Consider the following 21,651-nt stretch of genomic DNA (forward strand, 5'->3'; position numbering starts at 1 on the left):
TAAGTTTGTTTATATTATTTGTTTAAAAAAAGCAATTCGATAATTTTATATGAATAACCTTACCAACAAATGATAAAACAAACTGGCGACGATTACCACAAAGCAATCGTAAATTTCATCAGGCTCTAATATTTAATCACTTGATTAGGGCTCTCCCTAGTTAGTTCGCACTCTGCTCCAGCAATTATCATCGTTGTCCCCGTACCGCTTAACAGGCTAACTCGGACCTCGTGCTCATAGATTGCAAATATATACTCGCTATTATAGAGAAAGATTCTAAACTTCACACTATTCCACTGTGAAGGTAATTTAGGGTACATCGAGAACGTTTCTGCATTATTAACCACCCCAGCAAATCCATAAAAGATTCCTTCCCATGCAGCTCCCAAACTTCCCGCATGAATTCCATTTGAAGTATTGTGATGAGAGTTTTGAATATCAGTCTCAATTGCTTGTGCAAAGAAGCTATACGCTTGTTTCTCTTTGCCAATCCTAGCCGCTGCAATCGCAAAGATGGCCTTTGATAGACTCGAGTCATGGGTCGTGATTGGCTCATAAAAATCAAAGTCTCGGGTTAATTCCTCATCACTGTATCCCTTTGGAAATAGGATATCAGCCAATATGGTATCAGCTTGCTTATTAACCTGGCTCCGATACAACATTAGCGGATGATAGTGTAGTAGTAGTGGAAAATCACTAGTATCGATATGACTGAGGTTAATTTTGTTCATCTTATCAAAGTTTTGATACTGTAATTTGACGTTATTTTCCTTATCAAATGGTAAGTACATTAAATCGGCAGCTTCTTTGATCTCTGCCAATTCCTGTTTGGATAAGCTAAGCCGTTTTGATAGGTCAGTATTTTCAAACCGTTTTGCATACTTCTCAACCATTCTCAAATTAAACTTAACCATCTTGTTTGTATAGTAATTATTATCAACAATCGCGCTATACTCATCAGGACCAGTTACCCGATTGATAACAAACCGACGTTCGCCATCAATTTCGGTAAATTTTCCCCATTCCATGTAAAAGCGGGCCGTTTCAACAATGATTTCATAACCATAGTCAGCTAAAAAGTCATCATCACCAGTGACTTCATAATACTGTTCGATTGCATATGCAATGTCCGCATTAATATGAATCTGAGCCGTTCCGGCTGGCCAATAGGCACTAGCTTCATAACCATTGATTGTTCGCCAAGCATACATAGCACCACGATTAAATCCAAATTGAGTGGCTTGCCGTTGCGCTTGCTTAAGAGTTTGGTAACGATACATCAGAATTTTTTTAGCAAGTTCTGGGTTCGTGTAAATAAAGAACGGTAACATAAAAATTTCAGTATCCCAGAAGTAATGACCACCATAACCACTTCCAGACAGCCCCTTTGCCGGAATACTTGTGTGCGCATTACGTCCAGCCGACTGATGCAGCTCAAATAAGTTAAACCGCAAACTTAACTGAACTTGTGGATCACCATCAATCTCCACATCACTGTGAAGCCAAAACGTTTGCCATACTTGAGCAGATGCCATTAGTTCTGCTTTAAAACTAGTATGCCGAATATGTTCATTTAGTTTTGCAAGGTATTGGTCCGCGTACATCTGGGCATTTACCAATGGATGAACATCACCAATGGAGAATAGAAATTCAAACTCTTTTTGTGAGCCCTTTTTGGCATGATACTTAGCATGGTAGCCCCAATGATTATTTTCGTCTTTGTAATACTCCAGCTTAAAGCCCTTACCATTATACGTAAGGATTGCCCCCTGCTGGCTCTTATACGTAGTAATCAAGTAGCTGGGTTGGTCATATCCTTCAAGAAAATCAAGCTGCAGGTGTCCTTCTGATTCATTAACCCGGACATCTGAAACAGTCGAACTAGTAGCCTGATTGATGTAACTATGCATTTTGATGACTTCAATATCATCATCAAAGTTAACCGGCACAACCCCATATTTAATTCCATAAACATTGTCAGACGCAAGACTGCTAAAGCTCTCAACAACTAGGTTAAATATTTTGCCCTCGGGAGTTGTTACGCTAAATATTTCGTGGAGTAACCCCGTTTGCATGTCCAGGTTCTTATCAACAGTTTCTGACTTGAAGAAGTCTACGGAAGAATTCTCATCCCCAACTTTAATTCTGATGTACCGCGGATCAAATAATCGGTTGATTACCTGATCATTCTCAGGATATCCAGTATATTTTTCCCCATACTCAATTGGGTAATAGTCGTAAAATCCGTTAACAAATAGCCCTGGTGTCCCCACATAGTTCGGATTGTTTCCTTGAAGCGGGTTAGAGTCTCTGACCCCAATGTGTCCATTTGCCACATTAAATATAGTTTCTAGATATAATTGATCTTTTGACTTGAGATTTTGTAAATGGATTTGAAAATCTGGCCGTTGTTCAATTCGCATTTCAATTCTCCTATTAGCTAATTGTTTTATTAACTATTAAGGTAATTAAAACCACAAAAAAAAGCAATCATTTGAGATTGCTTTTAAGTAAAACGCTATATTACCAACTAGCCTTTTTAACACCAGGTAATTTACCCTCGTGTGCCAACTTTCTAAAGTTGAGTCGTGACATGTGGAACTTACGCATATATGCGTGTGGACGGCCGTCGATTTCGTCACGACGGTGGATTCTTGTAGGTGAGGCGTTTCTTGGCAGCTTACTTAGAGCTGCGTAATCGCCCTTAGCCTTGAGTTCACGGCGTAAGTCAGCGTATTTTGCCACTGTTCTTTCGATTTTTAATTCTTTTTGGATCTTTGATGTTTTTGCGATAAGACGCTACCTTCTCTCTCAAATAGTATTAATTACCATTTAAATATACCATTAACTTATTTTTTGTCAACAAAATTTAAAGTAATGAAACCGCCCATCCCCTTTACTAACCCGTTTTTAATGGGTATAATTAACTTGTTTTTCACTTGGGACATACACTGTATTCACGGGCATAGGAAATGCGTCGAGTTAGCTGATGCTATATAATGTGTGTAATGAATACGCCAGTTTTTATAACCTCAAAGAAATTTTTTCTAAAGGAGAAATTAAAGTATGAACAGTAAGCTACTTTCATTTCTGGAAGAGATCAAAGCCCAAGGAAATATGTCAAAGGCTGCTCAGTCTTTATTTGTGACCCAGCCTTACATTAGTAGAGTTATCAAAAATGCGGAGGACAATTTCGGTGTTAAATTAATCGACCGATCATCTCACCCCATTCAGCTAACTTACGCCGGCGAACGATTACTTGGCTTCTTACAAGATGAACACCAACTAAGAGCCAATCTTGACCGGGAAATGACCCATCTGTCTCAATTTAAATACGGCCACCTTACGATAGCATCAAATGAGGCGGTTACCAACGAAGTTTATAAGCCAGTCCTCCTTAGGTTCTATGATAAATACCCTAAAGTGCATGCGCAAATTATTTCAATTCCAAGTCGTGATGCTGAAAAGCGTTTGACTTCCGGATCATTAGACTTTTTCGTCGGTAACCCACTTCAAAGTCCAAAAATTCAATATTTACCAGTTGCTCGGGTACCACTAGTATTGGTAATTCCAAAGTCATCTGCCCTTTACCAAGAAGGCAAGACGTTTGTTGATTTTGAAGAGCTAGACCTCAAGCAAATGGCGGGCGAATCATTTATCAGTATTCCCCATGACAACACATATCACAGACTTATCGCTAGTTTCCTTCATGATAAGGGTGTTGCAGTCGAATATAGTATTGAAGTACCGGATGTTGGTTTAGCTGCCGAATTAGCGCTTAACCACATTGGGGCATCAATTATTCCAGAGAATTACGTCACTGAGGACAAGCTTGCTGATGCAAAAACTGAAGACATCAACATCGCCCGAATTCCAATGGGTATGCTTACTGCTGACTTCGGAATTTCATACATCAAATCAAAACAGACTGCAGAACCAGTTGATGACTTGGTGACAATCATCTCAGATGTATTCAAAGAGCTCACTCCCAAGCGAGACTAACACGTCTTAGAGTAAAATATTAGCCATTTATATTTAATGGCTACAAAAAATATTAGCAACATTGAAAAAGCCACTCTCATTTCGAGAGTGGCTTTTATCCGTTTAGTCTTCTGTAACAACATCTTTTAGACCAGTGTGATTCAACAGAATGTTTAAAATTACGGCTGTAAAACAGCCAATAACCATTCCGTTACTCATAATAACTTGAACTGATGATGGTAAGTATTGGAATAAAGCAGGCTGAGTAGTAACCCCAATTCCCATACCAACTGAAATCGCAATAATTAATAGGTTTCTGATGTTTAAATCAACGTCTGAGAGCATCTTGATACCTTGAGCACCAACCATCCCAAACATGATCAACATTGCACCACCAAGAACTGAGCTTGGAATTAGAGTAGCAACCGCCCCAAACTTGGGAATTAATCCCAAAATCATCAACATAAATGCTGAATAGTAAATTGGTGCTAACTTCTTAATTCCTGATAATTGCACGATTCCCACATTTTGTGAGAATGTTGAATATGGGAAGGTATTAAATAATCCACCCAGGATGGCGGCAAGCCCTTCTGAACGGTATCCTCTAGCCAAGTCATCGTCTGATAGATCACGTTTGGTAATATCAGCAAGAGCAAAATATACCCCCGTTGATTCAATCATACAGGTCAATGCGGCTAAAATTAATGTAGCAATTGATGACCATTCAAACTTCGGTGCTGAGAAATAGAATAATTGTGGTAATTGAACCCAGTGAGCTTGGCCAACTGAAGCAAAGTCTACAGTTCCCATCGCAACTGCTAGTAATGTTCCCATTACAATCCCAATTAAAATGGCAATTTGTTTGATGAATCCACGAGCCCAAATGTTGAGCACAATAATAACTAAAGCTGTAAATGAACCAATAATCAAATGGGTTGGATCACCAAACGATTTAGCAGTAGTATCGCCACCACCAAGGTTTTGGAACGCCACTGGCATCAGGGTAAAACCAATTAATGTAATTAATGAACCAGTAACAACTGGAGGGAAGAACTTACGCAGTTTTGCAAATGGTTTTGCAATTAAAAGAATAAACAGTCCGGCAACCATAATTCCACCGTACATGTAACCTAAACCAAAGTTCTTACCAATTGATTGTAGTGGGGCAACATATTCGACCGCACAACCCAAAACAACTGGCAACCCAATCCCTGTAATTGGAGTTCGCTTGATTTGCAATAGCGTTGCAACCCCACACATAAAGATATCCATTGAAACTAAGTACGTCATCTGAACAGCATTAAATCTCAAGGCAGTTCCGATTAATAACGGAACTAAAATGTCGCCTGAGTACATCGCAAGCAAATGTTGAAAACCAAGAATCGCATTTCTAACTTGTGACTGCTTTTTTGGCGCTGATGCATTATCCATTAACTTCCACCTTTTCCTAATCGTTTAGAATAGGTTAATGTTAACATTTTGTTCGGGAAATGGCAACGAAAATCCGAATATTAACCGTTTTCAGAAATCGTTTGTTTGTATTTTACGGACTAATGTTCGGATTTAGGTGGTTGGTATGGGTAAAATTCGGATTTTAAGTCGTTTTAATGTATTTCCAAACGTGCTCACTCAATCTAATCCCTACGTTTAAAAAAATAACGAGCATCACGACAACTCGTCGCAACTTTGGCAATATAGACTAAACGTGCTCAACCTTTCAGGTTACTGTGTACCTCTTAGCAACTCCCAAACGTGCTCACTCAATCTAATCCCTAAGTTTAAAAAAATAACGAGCATCACGACAACTCGTCGCAGTTCTGGCACCATAGCCAAAACGTGTTCAACCTTTCAGGTTACTGTGTATCTCTCAGCAACTCCCAAACGTGCTCACTCAATCTAATCCCTACGTTTAAAAAAATAACGAGCATCACGACAAATCGTCGTAATGCTCGTTATTTCATTAATCCTCGGGATTACCCGATTGAGTTCGCACTCTATTTTCTTAATACCACCCATGTGACAACCAGTGGCGCTTAGCATTCACCCAGCTACCATAACGGTTCTTCACATAACGATCAGCAGTCTTTTCTTGGTTGGTCTTTGACCAATCACCATGAAGATATGCAGCTGACAGTTGGTAACGACCAATGTATTGGCCATTTCTTACCTTGTATGATCCTCTTGATTCACGGTATGCGATCCAAGCCTTGGCCTTTTGATTAGCCTTTGATAAATTTGATTTGTAAACTTTGCTAGTCTTAGCGCTTGCAACATCTGGGGTTACAACGCTTTCGAATGTGCCAAACAATGTTAAAGCACTCATTAAAACTACAACTAATTTCTTGAAATTCATAAAGATTATTTCTCCCCTTAATTTATTCAACGATGGATAATATACAGCATCGGAATTACAGGGGGATATCTGTCAAGTTACATATTTATTAATCATCTTATGAAAATCGTAACATTTGTGTCACATTGGTCGATAAATTTTATATTCTATGGATTTTCATTCGCATTTATTCCGGTCTTTTCCTATAATAAGGCAAGTACATATACTATCCAGGGGGGATTGCGGATGGACGACGAGTTTAATGACGTTACTAAAGCGGGATACGAAAAGTTAGAGCAAGAAATTGAAGATTTAAAAGCGTCAAGACCAGAAAAAATTAAAATCTTAGCAGCTGCTAGAGCACTTGGAGACCTTTCTGAGAATGCTGAATATAGTGCTGCTAAGCGTGATTTACGGCACCTTGAAAGCAGACTTCGGTTTCTTACAAAACAGCTCCAATACGCTAGAGTCTACGAGCCAAGCGATAACGATATTGTTGAGATCGGCAAAACCGTTACGTTCCAATATCTTGACGATAACGACACTGACACCTATGAAGTTGTCGGTACTCCAGAGGTTGATATTGATCATGGAAAGATATCAATTGCCTCACCAATTGGAGCAGCACTTATGAATCACAAAACTGGGGACACGATTACTGTTTCCGCTCCAAATAATAGTTTCAAAGTAAAAATCATTAAAATAACCCGGTAAAGGAGAAACTGATGTCGCAATATATTCATGTTGTAATGACGGCTGCAGTTGCATTTCCATTCATTGCAATTTTAATCACGTTTCCAATTTTATTAATCAATTATCACAAGTACGGTTCCATCCCCAAATGGAACATCTTCATGCTTTATACCTTTGTGTTCTACTTATTATGTGCGTATTTCTTAATTATTCTGCCATTACCACCACTTAGTTATGTGGAACATTTAACGACACCAAAATATAATTTAAAGCCATTTACATTTATTCTTGAATTTATTAAATACAATCCATTTTCGCCACTACACCCAGGAACTTGGGTAGCTGCATTAAAAGCCCCCACCGTCATCCAACCAGTCTTCAACATGGTTCTGACAGTTCCGTTTGGGCTTTACCTTCGCTACTACTTCAAGCGAAATATAAAACAAACTATTTTAATTTCATTCCTACTTTCATTATTCTTTGAAATCACCCAACTAAGTGGGCTATACGGTATTTACCCCCGCCCTTATAGGCTCTTTGATATTGATGACCTGATGCTCAACACTTTGGGTGGTGTAATTGGGTTCTTGCTTGCGGGTCCACTTCTCCGCTGGCTACCTACTCGAGAAAACGTAATGAAACGGGCAAGTTCGTTAACCGAAAACGTTTCTGTATTTCGTCGGGCAGTCGCCTTTATTTTCGACATGATTGTCGTGTTTGCACTATCAATTATCTTTAACTTCGTGCCTGTTATTCGTGACTTTGGTTTCGCGCTTTCTCTAATCATATTGGTGGTTATCCCGCAGATTATCTGGGGCAAATCGCTTGGGATGCGAATGGTCCGAATTAAAGTGACGGATCAGTACAACCAGAAACCACTTTGGTGGCAAGTTATTATTAGAAACATATTTGCATACGGACTATCTGGCGGTTTAGTACTGGTATGGCTCAAAATGTTAGAGTTGACTGGAACAATTTCTCGTAGCTATTTAGGGATTGTTCACATCTCCATTATTATCATTACCGTGTTTATCGTACTAATTCTGGCTGACTTTTTGCTGGAATCATTCTCAAAGAAGCATCGCTTGTACTTTGAACATCTAAGCAAAACAGATACCAAAAATACGTATAGATAGAAAAAACCAGCCTTGATTATAAAATCATGGCTGGTTTTTGTATATGTCATACATTTATTTTCCCAACGCCTTCTTGATTCCTGACAGTACAAACGTAGGAACCGCTGAAATGATAATGATTCCAGCATACAGAGGCATTGATAGTGGCGCTGTTCCCATCACTTCGTTGAAGAATGGTAACAAGGTCACCAACACAGATGAGGTTGCAGCGAACCCAACTGCTAGGGTCAACCGTGAATTAGAGAACGGATTCCTGTCAAACAGTGTATGGGCGCTTCTGGCATCGTACACGTGCCATAGCTGACCAAATACCAACACAAGAAAGGCAACAGTCTGTGACTCTGCCACAGAATAGCCACTACTTGCAGCCCAGATGAAGCCTAAGAATACTAGGCCACCCATGACAGATCCCCTTAGTAGCACTCGTCCTAGCATCCCATTTGCTAAGATTGACTGGCTGGTATCACGAGGAGCTTCTTTCATCATGTTAGCTTCTGCTTCATCATAGCCCAATGCGAATGAAGGCATTGAGTCACTAACCATGTTGACCCACAACACCATCAAGGCAGTCAAGGTTGGGGTAACTGCAGTAACTTCACCGATAGTAGTGTTGATTAACACCACCCCTAGTAACAGTGATAGAACTTCGGCCACATTCGTAGTCAACTCATGGCGCATAAAATTCAGGATGTTACCAAAGATTGTCCGCCCAGATTCTACGGAAGCCTCAATCGTCGTGAATTTGTCATCCAATAAGATTAAATCTGCGGCATCTTTCGTAACCTCAGTTCCATTGATTCCCATAGCAATTCCGATGTTTGCGGCTTTTAGTGCCGGAGCATCATTAATTCCATCTCCAGTCATCCCCACAACTTGGCGGTGACGCTGAAGCTGCTTCACAATTCTTTGCTTATGCTCAGGTGAAACCCGAGCGTAAACTCTTGTATCCAAAACTTTTTCGCTCAACTGATCATCAGTCATCTCTTCGATTTGGCTACCCACAATTGCTTCAGCACTGTCACTCTTAATAATTCCTAGTCGCTTAGCAATCGCTTTTGCCGTTGCAGCGTGGTCTCCGGTGATCATTACCACGTTAACAGAAGCCCCAGTCAGTTTACTGATGGCATCCTTAACCTCTTCACGTGGGGGATCAATGATTCCAGCAATTCCTAAGAAGCATAAATCCTGCTCTAGCTCCTCAGCCGTACCGTGATAAGCTTGCTCTTCAGTAACTTTTCTGTGGGTAATAGCGATAGTTCTCAATGCATCATTAGCGAACTCCAGAATCGTTTGGTCAACTTCATCAGCGATTTGTGAATAGCTAACCTGTTCTCCGTTGACCAACGCACCAGTTGTCCTCACAGCTACCACATCAGGTGCGCCTTTAGTTAAACTGTAGTATTGATCATCTTCTTTGATAACCACCGTCATCATTTTTCTAGTACTATCAAACGGAATCACCCTAAGCACATCAATATCCCGATTTTCTTCCTTCTCTAACAGATGATCTCTGGTAATCCCAGCTTTTTTGGCCATGACAACCAAAGAAACATCAGTAGGGTTACCAAACGGCCGCCAATTCTGGTTCTCGTCCGGCTTAACTTCCGCTTCATTATTCAAGGCAGCAATTTCAAAGAAACGGCGATAGTCCTTTTCATCAGCGACCTCGCATTTATCATCAAGAATATCACCAAACGGAGTGTAGCCATTTCCTTCCACGTTGAATTTCTTGCGATTTGAATAAAATCTGGTTACCGTCATCTCATTCTTAGTTAAAGTTCCAGTTTTATCAGAAGCAATGTATGTTGTTGCCCCAAGGGTTTCCACACTGCTTAATGATTTGATCAGGCCTTTAGATTTAGCGAGCAACTTGGCGCCAATCGTCAACACGATTGAAAGTACCACAGGCATCGCATCTGGAATTGACGCCACGGCGATTGCGATTGCCGTTGAAGAGATTCCAGCAATGTCTGATACCGTGATTGTGCCAACGTTCATAAATTGCTTAGTTAATTCAAATCCAACGGTAAAGACAATTACTCCACCAGCAATCAACATTAACTTTTTACTTAAATCAGCCACCGACTTTTCAATTGGCGTCTTTTGGGTGTCTTCGTCATCCATTAAGTCAGCAATCTTACCAAGTTCCGTATCCATCCCGGTTGCAACGATTACCCCGATACCATTTCCGTTTACTACCATCGATCCTGAAAATCCCATGTTAGTTCTGTCCGCTAAATCAGTATCTTCTGGCAAACTATCTGTAGTTTTGGTAATCGCATCGGATTCACCGGTTAATTGGGACTCGTCAACCTGTAATTCCGACGTCTTAAAGAAACGCATATCGCCTTCAATAAAGTCACCTGACTTAACACTAACTATGTCTCCAGGAACTAGCTCGTCAGCTGCAACCGATGTCCACGTTCCATCTCTAAGCACATTTAAATGCGGTTGGCGCATATCACGCAGTGCATCCAGAGATTTTTGCGCACTCCTAGTCTGGTGGAAGGTTAGACCCCCGTTGATTAAAACGATGATAAAAATTGCGGCCGCTTCATATAGTGAGGCCACTCCATGTTCAGAATTACCTGAATTAAACTCATAGATTGAGCTTAGAATTGCAATCGTGATTGCTACTAACAAGATAACAATCAGTGGTTCTTTAAAGCTTTCCAGAAACATGAGCCAAGCTGGCTTACTCTTTTTCTGGGTGATTTCGTTGGGACCGTAAGAATCAATTCGCTTACTTGCCTCAGCATTGCTTAGCCCCGACGCTCGATCGGTGTTGAGCTTTGAAATTACTGAGTTTGCATCATTTGAATACCATGACATGGTGCTCACTCCATTCGATAATTATTTTGTTATTAAAAGTATAACAAAAATAACGGAACGATTCACTAATTAACTACTGGGTGCCAACAAAAAAATGGGTATCTAAGGCATTTATCATGCCTTAGGTACCCACTTTTTATTTAATCTTCGCTTTAGTTTTTGAGTATCGATAATAAAGAAATGCAGCAACTGCCACGACTGCAATTACTAAAATCACAACCAACCATTCATCGACAATTCCAAGAATGTGTTGCCATGCATGGCCAGCATAATGACCAACAATAATCAAAATTGTATTCCAAATTAAGGTTCCGAGAATTGTAAATAAGCTAAATTTTGCAAACGGATAATTCACCATGCCCGCTGGAATCGAAATTAAGCTCCTCACTACCGGCACACAACGGCCAAAGAAGATTGCTTTACCCCCGTATTCAGAGAAAAAGTTTCCTGCCTTGACGACATCACTGCCTTTTAACCTAAGCACTCGGCCGATTCTTCCGGACAGAACTTTTTCCAGTTGATGCACACTTAGGAGTTTTCCGACCCCAAACAAGACTAATGCACCAAGATACGCCCCGACTGTTGCAGCAATAATTGCACCAATAATGTTGATATCACTGGAAATCGTTAAGTAGCCAGCAAACACTAAAACTAATTCGGACGGGATTGGTGGAAAGATATTTTCAATGGCAATCAGGAAGGCAATTCCTAGATAGCCATACTGATTTACTAATTCGATAATTTGAGTTTGGCTCACGAAATAGTCTCCCTCTCTTGATTTGTTAAAAAAATTATAGCATAATCCCCTCAGCAATTTCTTAAACTAAGGTTTAACTGAAAGCGTTATAATGGAATTCAGAAAGGACTGATACACTTGAAAACGATTAAACTTGGAAACACAAATTTTGAAGCATCCCAAGTCGCATTAGGCATTATGCGGATGGCCGGTATGGAAACTGGTAAGGCTGCTGATGCCATCAATGCTGCCGTAGATTCAGGTATCAATTACATTGACTCAGCCGATATTTACGGCGAAGGTCAATCAGAAACTAAGTTTAAAGAGGCACTAAAGCAAGCTAACGTTAGCCGTGACAAGCTTTTTATTCAATCAAAGGGTGGAATTGTTCTCGACCCTAAACGTAGTCATGACGGCTTGGTATTCGGTGCTCGTTACGACTTTTCGAAGGAACATCTAATTGAATCAGTTGATGGGATCTTGGAACGAATGGGCCTTGATTATCTGGACTCATTCCTACTTCACCGACCAGATCCACTGATGGAAGAGGATGAAGTAGCTGACGCCTTTGATACTTTACAACGTCAAGGTAAAGTCCGCCACTTTGGGGTTTCAAACTTCAACCCTGAACAAGTTGAAATGGTTCAATCATGGGTTAACCAACGATTGATTATCAACCAACTTCAATTTAACGTAGTTCATTCTGGAATGGTTACTCGCGGAATGCACACTAACATGATCGATAACGGAAGTATTGATCATGATGGTGGAATTCTGGAATACTCGAGAAGAAAGCACATGACGATTCAAGCATGGTCACCTTTCAACTATGGATTATTTGCAGGAATGTACATTAATGATCCTAAGTACCCTGAACTAAACGCCAAGTTGCAAGAACTTGCTGATAAGTACGGGGTATCAAAGAACGCCATTGCAACGGCATGGATTATGCGTCACCCAGCACACGTTCAGGTTCTTTTGGGAACGATGAATCCAGAGCACATCAAGGATAGTGCTAAGGGTGCGGATGTTGAGCTGACAAAGCAGGAGTGGTATGACTTGTACTTTGCGGCAGGAAATGATTTGCCATAGAAAACAGAGTGCTGAACCCAGCGGGAGTTTACGAGCACTAAGGCGCAAATTTTTGGGCGAGCAAACGAAGTGCGCGGACAAAAATTTGTGCTTAGGAGAGTGAACTGCTGGGTGAAGCCGTTCTACTAGAGTGCTGAACTAAACGGTATTCATCGATCATTTTCTTAATATTTTGAATTTAGTAAACAACGCCCATCAGATTGAACATCAGTCTGGTGGGCGTTATTTTATTTTAAATGACGTAAAAATCTTAATGAACAGTCATCCCCATTAATTCAACGGCTTTTGCGACCTCACAATTTCCGCCGGCCACAACATTAGTAAATATCCATGACCTTCCTGATCAAATGCTAAGCTCTCACACTCACGCCTAGATGTTAACGCTGTGTAGTGAATATCTGATGGCTTAAAACTACCATCTCGAACCTGCTGAGCCGGAATTGAAGTCAAAATATCATCAGTGACGTAGTAAATTCGGTCGTTTGCAGGGTTATAACTTATACCCTGATTGGGCGAGCCACCCCGATTTTTCATGTATGATGGAGCCGCTTGAAATTGGATGTTATTTTTATCTAACCGGCCATAGAAAAACATATAACCCATTCCAATTTTTCTACCCCAGTAAGCATTCCCCGCTTTATCAAACGTCAAAGTGTGTAACTGCAGATTTCCATCAGTCCCATTATGCATCTGAAAATTGTACTGTCTAATTGGGTTTAAAGACTGTGCATCCATTTCAACAACTTCATTATTTTGGTCCCTCGTTGCCAAATCAGTCAGCGTATTATCCTGAACAATATATAGATGCCGATTTTGCGGATTAAACGCAAGCGTTTCGCCATGACCGATATCAATTTGTGGGCTCAATTGCGCAGCACTAGCAACCTTTGCGTACTCCAGTAAAGCGTGATTTTTATCTTGGAATTTTTTCAAATTATCATTCTGGTTTTTAAGTCGTAATTTCAATTTAGAACTGCTTTTCTGTACTAGCTTCCCCTTAGTTATCCTTATTTCTTGCTTATCCGTCTTGATTCTATCTGCCACATCTGAATACTGCTGATTATGAGCAATGCCGTCTTTCGTGTATGGATTGTAGTAATTAAATGCCCGCCATAAAATCATCGGGTCTGACTCAGTTCCCAGCTTTTTTAGTTTAGAAAGTTGGTATTTAATAATTACCCCTAAATTTGTTTCACTTCCGTTTGACTCTGCAAAATAGATATTCCCTGAATCATCCATCGTTACGTTTTGAAAGTTTCCATGCTGATAGCTGGTAACGTTGAATCCATCTGGTAAATATAAATCTGTTTTAAAGGAATTGCTACTGGTGCTGTCAGCGGTTGTTTGATAATTATTTATCGGGGCTGCTTCATTGAAATCCAACTCTTTTTCAATATATTTCCGATCCATATTGCCCTTTGCAGTAAGGTTATCAACCGCATTCAAACTATTCTTTGTGTAGTCCTTCAGGACATTGCCTGCATTCACCACTGGAATGTTTTTGGTACTACTACTAGGAACGTCTAAAACATCAGCTTGGGCAACTTCCACTGCCCCACCAACTGCAACAAATGTTGCCAGCATCAATAAAGTTGTCTTTAATTTAGTCATTTATGTCACCTCGACTGGTCTGTAATTGAACTGGAACGTTTATCGAATCACCAAACTTAGCACTTGCTAACCTATCAGCGTCGGCATCAGAAATTTGCTCTCCGTTACCAATTTGGTACCCAGTGCCATCCAGAATTGCAATTGCTTGGTGAATAATGGCTAACCGATCTGCGGGTAGCAATTGCAGCTTACCGTTATTGATTGCTCCCAAGGTACTTCCCTTTTTAGCGGGATTATCGGAATCTGTATTTACATAATCAAAGCTCCGGACTACATTTTTGTTATCACCACTTACAAGGTTAATTCGCACAGCGTTATCCGCAATCTTGTTAGTTTTAGAGCTGGCTGAGACATACACCTGGCCACCAAAATTACCATTAGCAATCTGCTGGTACTGACTATCAGTTAACTTAATCTGGTACGTTGACGCTTTAAACTTATCGTCTAATTGCGATTGAATCTGTTTTCTTTCATCTGCACCTAAACTGCCAACCTTCGTTCCCCTTTGTGCTTCCTTTCTTGCAAAATCAACGTACCCAATCACAGAATCATTTGGATCCATAACGTTGATTCTAATTGCATCATCACCAATCTTAATCGTTGGCAAGGCAGTTAATGCAGCCTTACCACCAAAGGTTGCCTGAGCCAAAAAGCCACCCTTACTTGAAGTAATCGCATCCAAAGTGTAGCCTGTGCCAGATAATGATGCCCTGACTGCGTCCTGAATTTTCTTTTGATCCGTAGCCTTCAAAAGCCAGACGGGCGTTCCATCATTTAGATAACTGATTCCCAAAGTTTGGCCGCTCTGAGCCCCAGGCTTCTGGTAGTCGAAATACTTAATCAGATGACCAGCACTGTTTAAAATATCAATTCTAACAGTGTCATCACTAACCTTGGGCTCCGCTTCAACAAGTCCTTTCAGTTCAATCCAACCGTTAGCCCTTGTGTCTTTTGCATCAGTATTCTTAACGTGCACCCAAGTATCTCCTTCACGGGTTCGTTCCCCGATTTTATCAATTCTAAATGTTGAGTCTTGATACGAAATTAATGAGTTCACTGTTCTACCAGCACCCAAAACCGTATTCATTGGTTGTATATATGTAGAATTTTTGCCATCATTTACCAGTCCAAAGGTTGCCAACTTAAACGTTTTGGTGATCAAACTCTCTGGAACTGAGCTTTCCTTAAAAGTGATAAATTGCTTAACTCCACCGCTCAATCTTTTAGGTTGCTTGCCTCCATAAATCCAACCCTGATATCGATTATCGAAGGACCGTACCCAGTAGAATCTTTTCCCATTTGCTTCTTTAGCAACTTTTAGAGCAACAAAGTTATCCTTTGAATTGGTACTTTTTGCCAATCTTTTCAATTGGGATTTGGTCAAGATTATCTGCCTAGAACCACTTGTTTGGGGATCTCGATAAAGAGCAAACTTCCCAGTAAACGTAACGTTAGGCCTAGAATTTCCAGTTAATGAACTTACCTTTACACTTTGAGGATTATGGCTGGCAGTAGCTGTCGTCGATCCGGGTAAACACCCCAGTGCAATGCCTGTGAACACCGCAATTATTCCTAAACCAGTTGTGTGATGTAATTTCAATCAGCTCATCTCCGTTTCACATAATTGTTTACAAACTGATTGTAACCTCGATTAGCAGCTGAAAATGTTGATTTACCAAAGGTTTACACACCCTTTACATACTTTTACAAAGGTACGGCTTTACTTGCCCGCACAAACGTTTGCTGTTATCGTTATTAGGTAAGTTATTAAAGGGGAATGACCATGCCAAAAAGACGAAGATACTACCACAAGCGCACAACCCAAAGCACAATTGCTGCCCTCGCATTGCTTCTTGTTATTTGGGTAGTCAACGGAATTTCTAAGGGAAATTTATTTGAAAACAATTCTCAAAATAATATCACCAATTCACGCACTGTTGCTAAATCGGATGAGCTATCAAATCTTGATTTTAAGTCTGGCGAATCCAGCGTAGTTTACATAAATAATAACAAGGCGACACTAAACCCGGCAGATTGGAAAAGTAACCACGTCGAGTACCAAAACCTCGACCAGTACAACCGCACAAGCGGAGCTAATGTTGCCTACTTAGAAAACCACAACTTAGCTTCCGATAATAGTCGTGAGCGTCAATACGTCCGTCCAACTGCGTGGCATCAGAAATTTGTCGATGGAGAACCAATCATCAACCGTGGCCATCTGATTGCCTACTCACTTTCGGGTGGAATTAATTCTGATGGTCGATACGTGGGGTCTGACGTGGGTGACCAAAATAACCCTAAGAACTTGTTTACCCAAACATCATTCTCAAATCAAAAAGTTCAAACAATTTATGAGCAAAAAGTTCGCCAAGCTCTTTATGACTACAAAAAGGTGATTTTTTATGCTAAGCCAATTTTCAAAGGTTCGGAATTGATGGCCCGCGGAATTCACCTGCAAGCAATCAGCACTGATAAAAGTTTAAACTTTAATGTTTATCTGTTTAACGTGCAACCGGGGGTTAAGTTTGATTATCAAAATGGCCGATCAACAATTGATCGAAACTTTGACGTTAAGGAGCCCTAACAATTTCATTTAATCCATTAAAAAACAAAAAGCAGCTGCGATTAATTATCGCAGCTGTTTTTATAACTTACCCACTGGTTTACTTTTTAACCAACCTTAAATTAGTGTCAATAATCTTTCTGTTGGTTTCATTTAGTTCTTCATAACTCATAAAATTTGGGTGCTTAAACCAATATACATATGAATTGATAATGCCAAACGAAATATATTCTAACGCCAATTTCTTTGGACTATCATCATCACTGATTTCCAGGACTTCTTGAAATGTACTAAAAAGCATCTTATGCAAATCATCAATCAAGGCATGATGACGATTATTCAAGCATAACTGCCTGAACCCTTGGTAATTTGACATCAGGATTTTGTCAAAAATCGTAATGATATCGCTCGACACAGATGCTTCATTATTGAGAGCTCGATATACCTTTAGTGCCATCTCATCTCGGAAGTCCTCAAAAATTTCAAAAATATTGGAATAGTGCATATAAAATGTCCGGCGACTCACATGTGCCTTAGCGCATAGTTTTGTAATCGTGATTTCTTCAATCGGCTCATCTTCTAACAAACCGAACAATGCACTGGTTAAAGCTTGCCTAGTTTTTTCAATTCGCTTGTCCATAATAATTCCCCTAAAGATATTGCACACTTTACTGTATTTTGGCGCTAAAGCTATTCTACAAAGCAATAAAATAAATAACAAGTAAAGGCACAATATCTTTTGGAAGAGAAGAATAATTATGTGGAACTTTTTAAACAGTATTTTTGCAACATATCATGGGACGTCATATTCCTTAAACGAATTTGTTCATTCGTTCAGTCCCAGTAATCCTCATTTTGCGTTAACTTTAGGAATTGCTGGTTTAACTTTTGCAATTGGATTTATTGAATACATTTACAGCTTTTTATTAGTAAATCGTGAAGCTAAATCACCATACAATATTTTGATGCACTCTTATTATTTTGCTATTGATTCTATGGGGATTTTCGTATTTGCCACCGCATCACACGCAGTTGGTGGGTTTTGGGTATTTAATGCCGCTTCCATTGCAGAAGTTGTGTGGACCTTATTTGAGGTTTATAACCTAGTTAAATGTGTTTACCTAGAGCGTGAAGATATTTGGGGTAATATTTCAGTTGCTGACGCCTGGATGAGAGTCTGTGGATGGGTATTAGTAATGGTTCCAACAGTTAACTTATTCAGGGTATTCATGAATGATCCCGCAATGTTAAAATGGTACATTTTCACTAACGTTTTAATGGGAATCATGCCTGGTCTGTACTGGGAAAAACGGGGAACCCGCGAAGGTGCTTCTTTTGGCTTAGCAATCGTAATCCTAATTGGGACAGTCAACTCGTTCTTGCCAAATAACATGTGGTCATTAACTAGTTCATACTTCTCATTTTCAAACAATCCATGGTTCTATGTGACTGGAATCGTAGCAATTTGCTTTTCTATCCGAACTTTATTCGTATATAAAAAATTACCAGCCAAGCCAAAAGTTTTGGCAAATGGTAAGCATTCAGTCTGGTAATTAAAAGACATGCAACTAACTTTTTTTCCAGAGCCTGCTATGTTTAAATCAATAAAGCGCAATGATGATTAAATCATCATTGCGCTTTTCTGTTTGATAACTATTGTTCCAAGCTTTTAAGCTCTTTGGCCACCATCAACTGTAAATTCTGCACCATTTGCAAACTTGGATTCATCACTGCCCAAGTACACGCAAATTTCACCAATATCCTTTGGCTCACCCATGTGACCAACTGGAATTCCGGCAACAATCGCATCCTTGTATGCATCTGGCACAATATTAGTATCAATCCAACCTGGATGAACTGAGTTGACCCGAATATCAACCTTTTGTTGTGCGAGTTGAAGTGCAGTTGCGTGGGTCAACATTCTTGTTCCTCCCTTTGTTGCGGAGTAAGCGGGGTTGAGTGGTAATCCAACCAAACCAGCTACTGATGAAACATTGATGATTGAACCCTTACCACCATTATGTTCCTTCATGGCTAAGATTCCGAACTTCTCACCTAAGAAGTTCCCCGTTAAGTTAATCCCAACAATTTGGTTCCAATCTTCCAAAGTAGCAGTTTCGATTGGAATGTTCTTGCCACCAATTCCGGCATTGTTGACCAAGATATCTAATTTACCAAACTTCTTGATAGTTTGATCAATCGTGTTCTTCCATGAATCTTCATCGGCAACATCCTGTTGCACAAACAGTGCTTTGTCATCACCAAATTTTTCAACGGCTTTCTTTCCACCGTCAACGTTATGGTTTGCGGTAATAACAACCTTAGCACCTTCACGAACAAAACATTCTGCAATCCCCAGCCCGATTCCGGCAACACCACCTGTGATAATTGCTACCTTATCCTTTAATCTATCCATGTCTGATTTCCCCTTTCACTTTTTGAAACGCTTTCATGATAATTTTATCTAGCAGGTTTCCAAATAGCAATTAATTACTATTAATTTCACAACCAAAATTTGTTAATCGCATTGACCATTTTGATGATAAAATTAAATCACAAAAATTCTTCACAAGGAGCTAACTGACATGCCAGGAATTACAACCGAAATGCGCAAAGTTGCGGATAATCTTTGGACTAAAAGTTTTAATCACCCCTTCATTAAGAAGTTGGCTGACGGTAGTCTGCCAATGGACACCTTCCGTTACTATTTGAAACAGGATAATTATTATTTAAAAAACTTTGGAGAACTCCATTATAAAATTGCCAATCAAGTTGATGATGAACAAACTAAGCGGTTCCTAATTGATGGTGCTCAGGGGCTAAATGAAGGTGAAAATGAAATTCGCCGAGAATTTTTTAGTAAACTTGAGATCACCGCAAATGAAATGAAGGATACACCAATTGCACCTAATGCTTACAGCTACGTATCCCATATGTATCACGAGCTTAACGAAGGGACGGCTGCGAGAGCTTGCACCGCACTACTCCCTTGCTATTGGCTGTACAACGAAATTGGAAAACAACTAATCGCTAATGGCTCACCAGTAGATTTATACCAACAGTTTATAGAAACCTACGACAGTCCCGAATTTACAGACTCAACTAATAAGATGATTGAGATCGTTGATAATTTTGGCGCTAATGCCGATGTTAATGAACAACAAGAAATGATTACTGCATTTGTCAGGAGTAGTTATTACGAGCTTAACTTTTGGGAGATGGCATACTCAAATGAAAGTTGGAGAGCATAGTTAGTTGAATTAAAAATCAAAAACGAGTCTTGATGTTTTTAAGCATCAAGACTCGTTTTTTGTTTAACTAAAACTCTTCCACCGTTTCCACAGTATAATTTGCACTACCCGACAGCAATTGAGACACAGGACATCGACCTTCTGCTTCCTTCACCATGTCTTCAGCTGTTGCTAAATCAACCTTAGGAACCCTAATTCGAGCATTAACTAAAAACTGGTACTTTGCTCGTTCACCAATGAAGGCAATTTGGACATGGACTTGCGCAGAATGCTCAATTCCCCGCTCCTTTTCAATCGCTTCAAGTGTCGACTTCAAACATGTTGCTAACGACATCCCCAGCAACTGTTCTGGATTCGATCCTGGGTGCTGGTTAAGCGGACTACTGGTCTTAACCACAATGCCATCCGGTACATAAGCATATCCTTCAAGCCCCGTATCATTTCTTGCTTCCGTCTTGTAAAGTGCGTTGTTCCAGCGTTCATCCTTCATGTTAGCGCCTCCATCATTTTCGTTGATTCAATTATATGCCGCTACCAAATTAAATCAATCATTTTCAGGGCGCACTATTTTTCTACGAGTGTTGCGACCAATTAATCCTAACCACCTGTTACCATCAATGTTTAAATTAAAGTAATCAAAAATTAGATTAATCTTTTTATCGTATCTAAAGTATAGGTTGCTGATATTTATCGTTCACATTTGACCACCTTAACCCAGGTTAACGAACAAGGTGCTATCTAATGGCACACAAATAGGACTTAATACTTGTATCCTTCAATTTACAAAGTGAGACCTCACAATTCTGAATAAATGCAAACTTTCTTCAAATTTTAACTGGTAAGGGGTGGTAATAATTAGCTAGTTAGTTATAATGGATATGGATGATGAAAGCGCAACCATTTATTGATATATCTACTTTTGGCACTTTCACTGGCTGCGTGGTTCTGCCAATATTTTATGAGAGGGAGCATAATTATGGACAGAAATATGGTAATTTCATTAATTGGTTTATTCACACTGATTTTTGGTACGATTTTAGCAGGAATTGTTGCTAATTGGGGAATCGGAGAAATGTTACCAGAACTGGCATCGTTTGGGGTCGCTGCTTTAATTGCGGTCGGAATTGCTAAGGCATCACATTTGAGATATAAGCACTAATTGATTTCAGTTAATTTTGGATCAAGTAGCCAACGGTCAGAATTTATTAGATTCTGACCGTTTTTTATGTGTGGAGATTACCGTGGAGCTCAGCACTCTTTTCTTAGAACGGCTTCCCTCCACAATCTCCTCTTCCAATTTCAAAATTCTGTCCGTGCACTCCGTTTGCTCGCAATCCTTGGCTGGCTAATCCTCGGGAATTCCCGTGAGGCTCAGCACTCTTATAAAAAAAAGTATATACTATTACTAACATTCATTAGGGGGT

19 protein-coding genes are annotated in these 21,651 nt (G+C 39.9%); 8 read left to right on the plus strand and 11 right to left on the minus strand.

Features of this window, described 5'->3' with window-relative positions; all coding sequences use genetic code 11:
* Window positions 1-125 precede the first annotated feature (125 nt).
* Together PL11_RS02530 and rpsN are read right to left on the minus strand one after the other, a co-directional pair.
* On the minus strand, window positions 126-2,423 hold the full coding sequence (locus tag PL11_RS02530) for a glycoside hydrolase family 65 protein (RefSeq protein ID WP_035166128.1): 2,298 nt from the start codon (window positions 2,421-2,423) through the stop codon (window positions 126-128).
* Window positions 2,424-2,523: 100 nt separating this feature from the next.
* The gene (gene rpsN, locus PL11_RS02535) at window positions 2,524-2,793 is read right to left on the minus strand and encodes a 30S ribosomal protein S14 (RefSeq protein ID WP_035166130.1); all 270 of its coding nucleotides are present in this window, start codon (window positions 2,791-2,793) and stop codon (window positions 2,524-2,526) included.
* 273 nt (window positions 2,794-3,066) lie between these two features.
* Here rpsN and PL11_RS02540 point away from each other — a divergent pair, with 273 nt between their 5' ends.
* Window positions 3,067-4,002 (plus strand): LysR family transcriptional regulator, encoded by a 936-nt coding sequence (locus PL11_RS02540; protein WP_035166131.1) that lies wholly within the window; start codon window positions 3,067-3,069, stop codon window positions 4,000-4,002.
* Between the two features lie 102 nt (window positions 4,003-4,104).
* Here PL11_RS02540 and PL11_RS02545 read toward each other — a convergent pair whose 3' ends face one another.
* Together PL11_RS02545 and PL11_RS02550 are read right to left on the minus strand one after the other, a co-directional pair.
* On the minus strand, window positions 4,105-5,412 hold the full coding sequence (locus tag PL11_RS02545) for a nucleobase:cation symporter-2 family protein (protein ID WP_035166132.1): 1,308 nt from the start codon (window positions 5,410-5,412) through the stop codon (window positions 4,105-4,107).
* A 571-nt stretch (window positions 5,413-5,983) separates the two neighbouring features.
* Window positions 5,984-6,334 (minus strand): aggregation-promoting factor C-terminal-like domain-containing protein, encoded by a 351-nt coding sequence (locus tag PL11_RS02550; protein ID WP_035166136.1) that lies wholly within the window; start codon window positions 6,332-6,334, stop codon window positions 5,984-5,986.
* A gap of 225 nt (window positions 6,335-6,559) precedes the next feature.
* Between PL11_RS02550 and greA the strand changes: the two genes are divergently transcribed.
* Together greA and PL11_RS02560 are read left to right on the plus strand one after the other, a co-directional pair.
* Window positions 6,560-7,027, plus strand: coding sequence for a transcription elongation factor GreA (gene greA, locus PL11_RS02555; protein WP_035166137.1), 468 nt, complete (start codon window positions 6,560-6,562; stop codon window positions 7,025-7,027).
* Between the two features lie 11 nt (window positions 7,028-7,038).
* Entirely contained in the window at window positions 7,039-8,142 is a 1,104-nt protein-coding gene (locus PL11_RS02560; protein WP_035166139.1) for a VanZ family protein, read from the plus strand.
* A 54-nt stretch (window positions 8,143-8,196) separates the two neighbouring features.
* Here the strand turns inward: PL11_RS02560 and PL11_RS02565 are convergent, their stop codons facing one another.
* Both PL11_RS02565 and PL11_RS02570 read right to left on the minus strand, forming a co-directional pair.
* A complete protein-coding gene (locus PL11_RS02565) occupies window positions 8,197-10,974 on the minus strand; it encodes a cation-translocating P-type ATPase (protein ID WP_035166141.1) in 2,778 nt (925 codons plus the stop codon).
* Between the two features lie 136 nt (window positions 10,975-11,110).
* Entirely contained in the window at window positions 11,111-11,731 is a 621-nt protein-coding gene (locus PL11_RS02570) for a DedA family protein (RefSeq protein WP_035166143.1), read from the minus strand.
* Between the two features lie 117 nt (window positions 11,732-11,848).
* Here PL11_RS02570 and PL11_RS02575 point away from each other — a divergent pair, with 117 nt between their 5' ends.
* Window positions 11,849-12,802, plus strand: a complete 954-nt coding sequence (locus PL11_RS02575) for an aldo/keto reductase (RefSeq protein WP_035166144.1) — start codon at window positions 11,849-11,851, stop codon at window positions 12,800-12,802.
* Between the two features lie 270 nt (window positions 12,803-13,072).
* Here PL11_RS02575 and PL11_RS02580 read toward each other — a convergent pair whose 3' ends face one another.
* Entirely contained in the window at window positions 13,073-14,413 is a 1,341-nt protein-coding gene (locus tag PL11_RS02580) for a hypothetical protein (protein WP_035166146.1), read from the minus strand.
* Complete coding sequence (locus tag PL11_RS02585; RefSeq protein ID WP_052127715.1) at window positions 14,406-16,013, minus strand: hypothetical protein; 1,608 nt, start codon at window positions 16,011-16,013, stop codon at window positions 14,406-14,408. The genes PL11_RS02580 and PL11_RS02585 overlap by 8 nt, the downstream gene beginning before the upstream one ends.
* 183 nt (window positions 16,014-16,196) lie before the next feature.
* Between PL11_RS02585 and PL11_RS02590 the strand changes: the two genes are divergently transcribed.
* Window positions 16,197-16,997 carry a DNA/RNA non-specific endonuclease gene (locus PL11_RS02590; RefSeq protein ID WP_035166148.1) on the plus strand — a complete coding sequence of 267 codons (801 nt, stop codon included), beginning with the start codon at window positions 16,197-16,199 and terminating at the stop codon, window positions 16,995-16,997.
* A 79-nt stretch (window positions 16,998-17,076) separates the two neighbouring features.
* Here the strand turns inward: PL11_RS02590 and PL11_RS02595 are convergent, their stop codons facing one another.
* Window positions 17,077-17,616 (minus strand): TetR/AcrR family transcriptional regulator, encoded by a 540-nt coding sequence (locus PL11_RS02595; protein ID WP_035166150.1) that lies wholly within the window; start codon window positions 17,614-17,616, stop codon window positions 17,077-17,079.
* Between the two features lie 118 nt (window positions 17,617-17,734).
* Between PL11_RS02595 and PL11_RS02600 the strand changes: the two genes are divergently transcribed.
* A complete protein-coding gene (locus PL11_RS02600) occupies window positions 17,735-18,529 on the plus strand; it encodes a hypothetical protein (RefSeq protein WP_035166152.1) in 795 nt (264 codons plus the stop codon).
* A gap of 116 nt (window positions 18,530-18,645) precedes the next feature.
* On the opposite strand, the gene PL11_RS02605 is transcribed toward PL11_RS02600, so the two are convergent.
* Window positions 18,646-19,392 (minus strand): glucose 1-dehydrogenase, encoded by a 747-nt coding sequence (locus PL11_RS02605; RefSeq protein ID WP_035166153.1) that lies wholly within the window; start codon window positions 19,390-19,392, stop codon window positions 18,646-18,648.
* 169 nt (window positions 19,393-19,561) lie between these two features.
* Here PL11_RS02605 and tenA point away from each other — a divergent pair, with 169 nt between their 5' ends.
* A complete protein-coding gene (tenA, locus tag PL11_RS02610) occupies window positions 19,562-20,227 on the plus strand; it encodes a thiaminase II (protein ID WP_035166154.1) in 666 nt (221 codons plus the stop codon).
* Between the two features lie 67 nt (window positions 20,228-20,294).
* On the opposite strand, the gene PL11_RS02615 is transcribed toward tenA, so the two are convergent.
* A complete protein-coding gene (locus PL11_RS02615) occupies window positions 20,295-20,717 on the minus strand; it encodes an OsmC family protein (protein WP_035166156.1) in 423 nt (140 codons plus the stop codon).
* 486 nt (window positions 20,718-21,203) lie between these two features.
* Here PL11_RS02615 and PL11_RS02620 point away from each other — a divergent pair, with 486 nt between their 5' ends.
* Window positions 21,204-21,386 carry a hypothetical protein gene (locus PL11_RS02620; protein ID WP_035166157.1) on the plus strand — a complete coding sequence of 61 codons (183 nt, stop codon included), beginning with the start codon at window positions 21,204-21,206 and terminating at the stop codon, window positions 21,384-21,386.
* Window positions 21,387-21,651 lie beyond the last annotated feature (265 nt).

Source organism: Lentilactobacillus curieae, assembly GCF_000785105.2.
GTDB classification, from domain to species: Bacteria; Bacillota; Bacilli; order Lactobacillales; family Lactobacillaceae; genus Lentilactobacillus; species Lentilactobacillus curieae.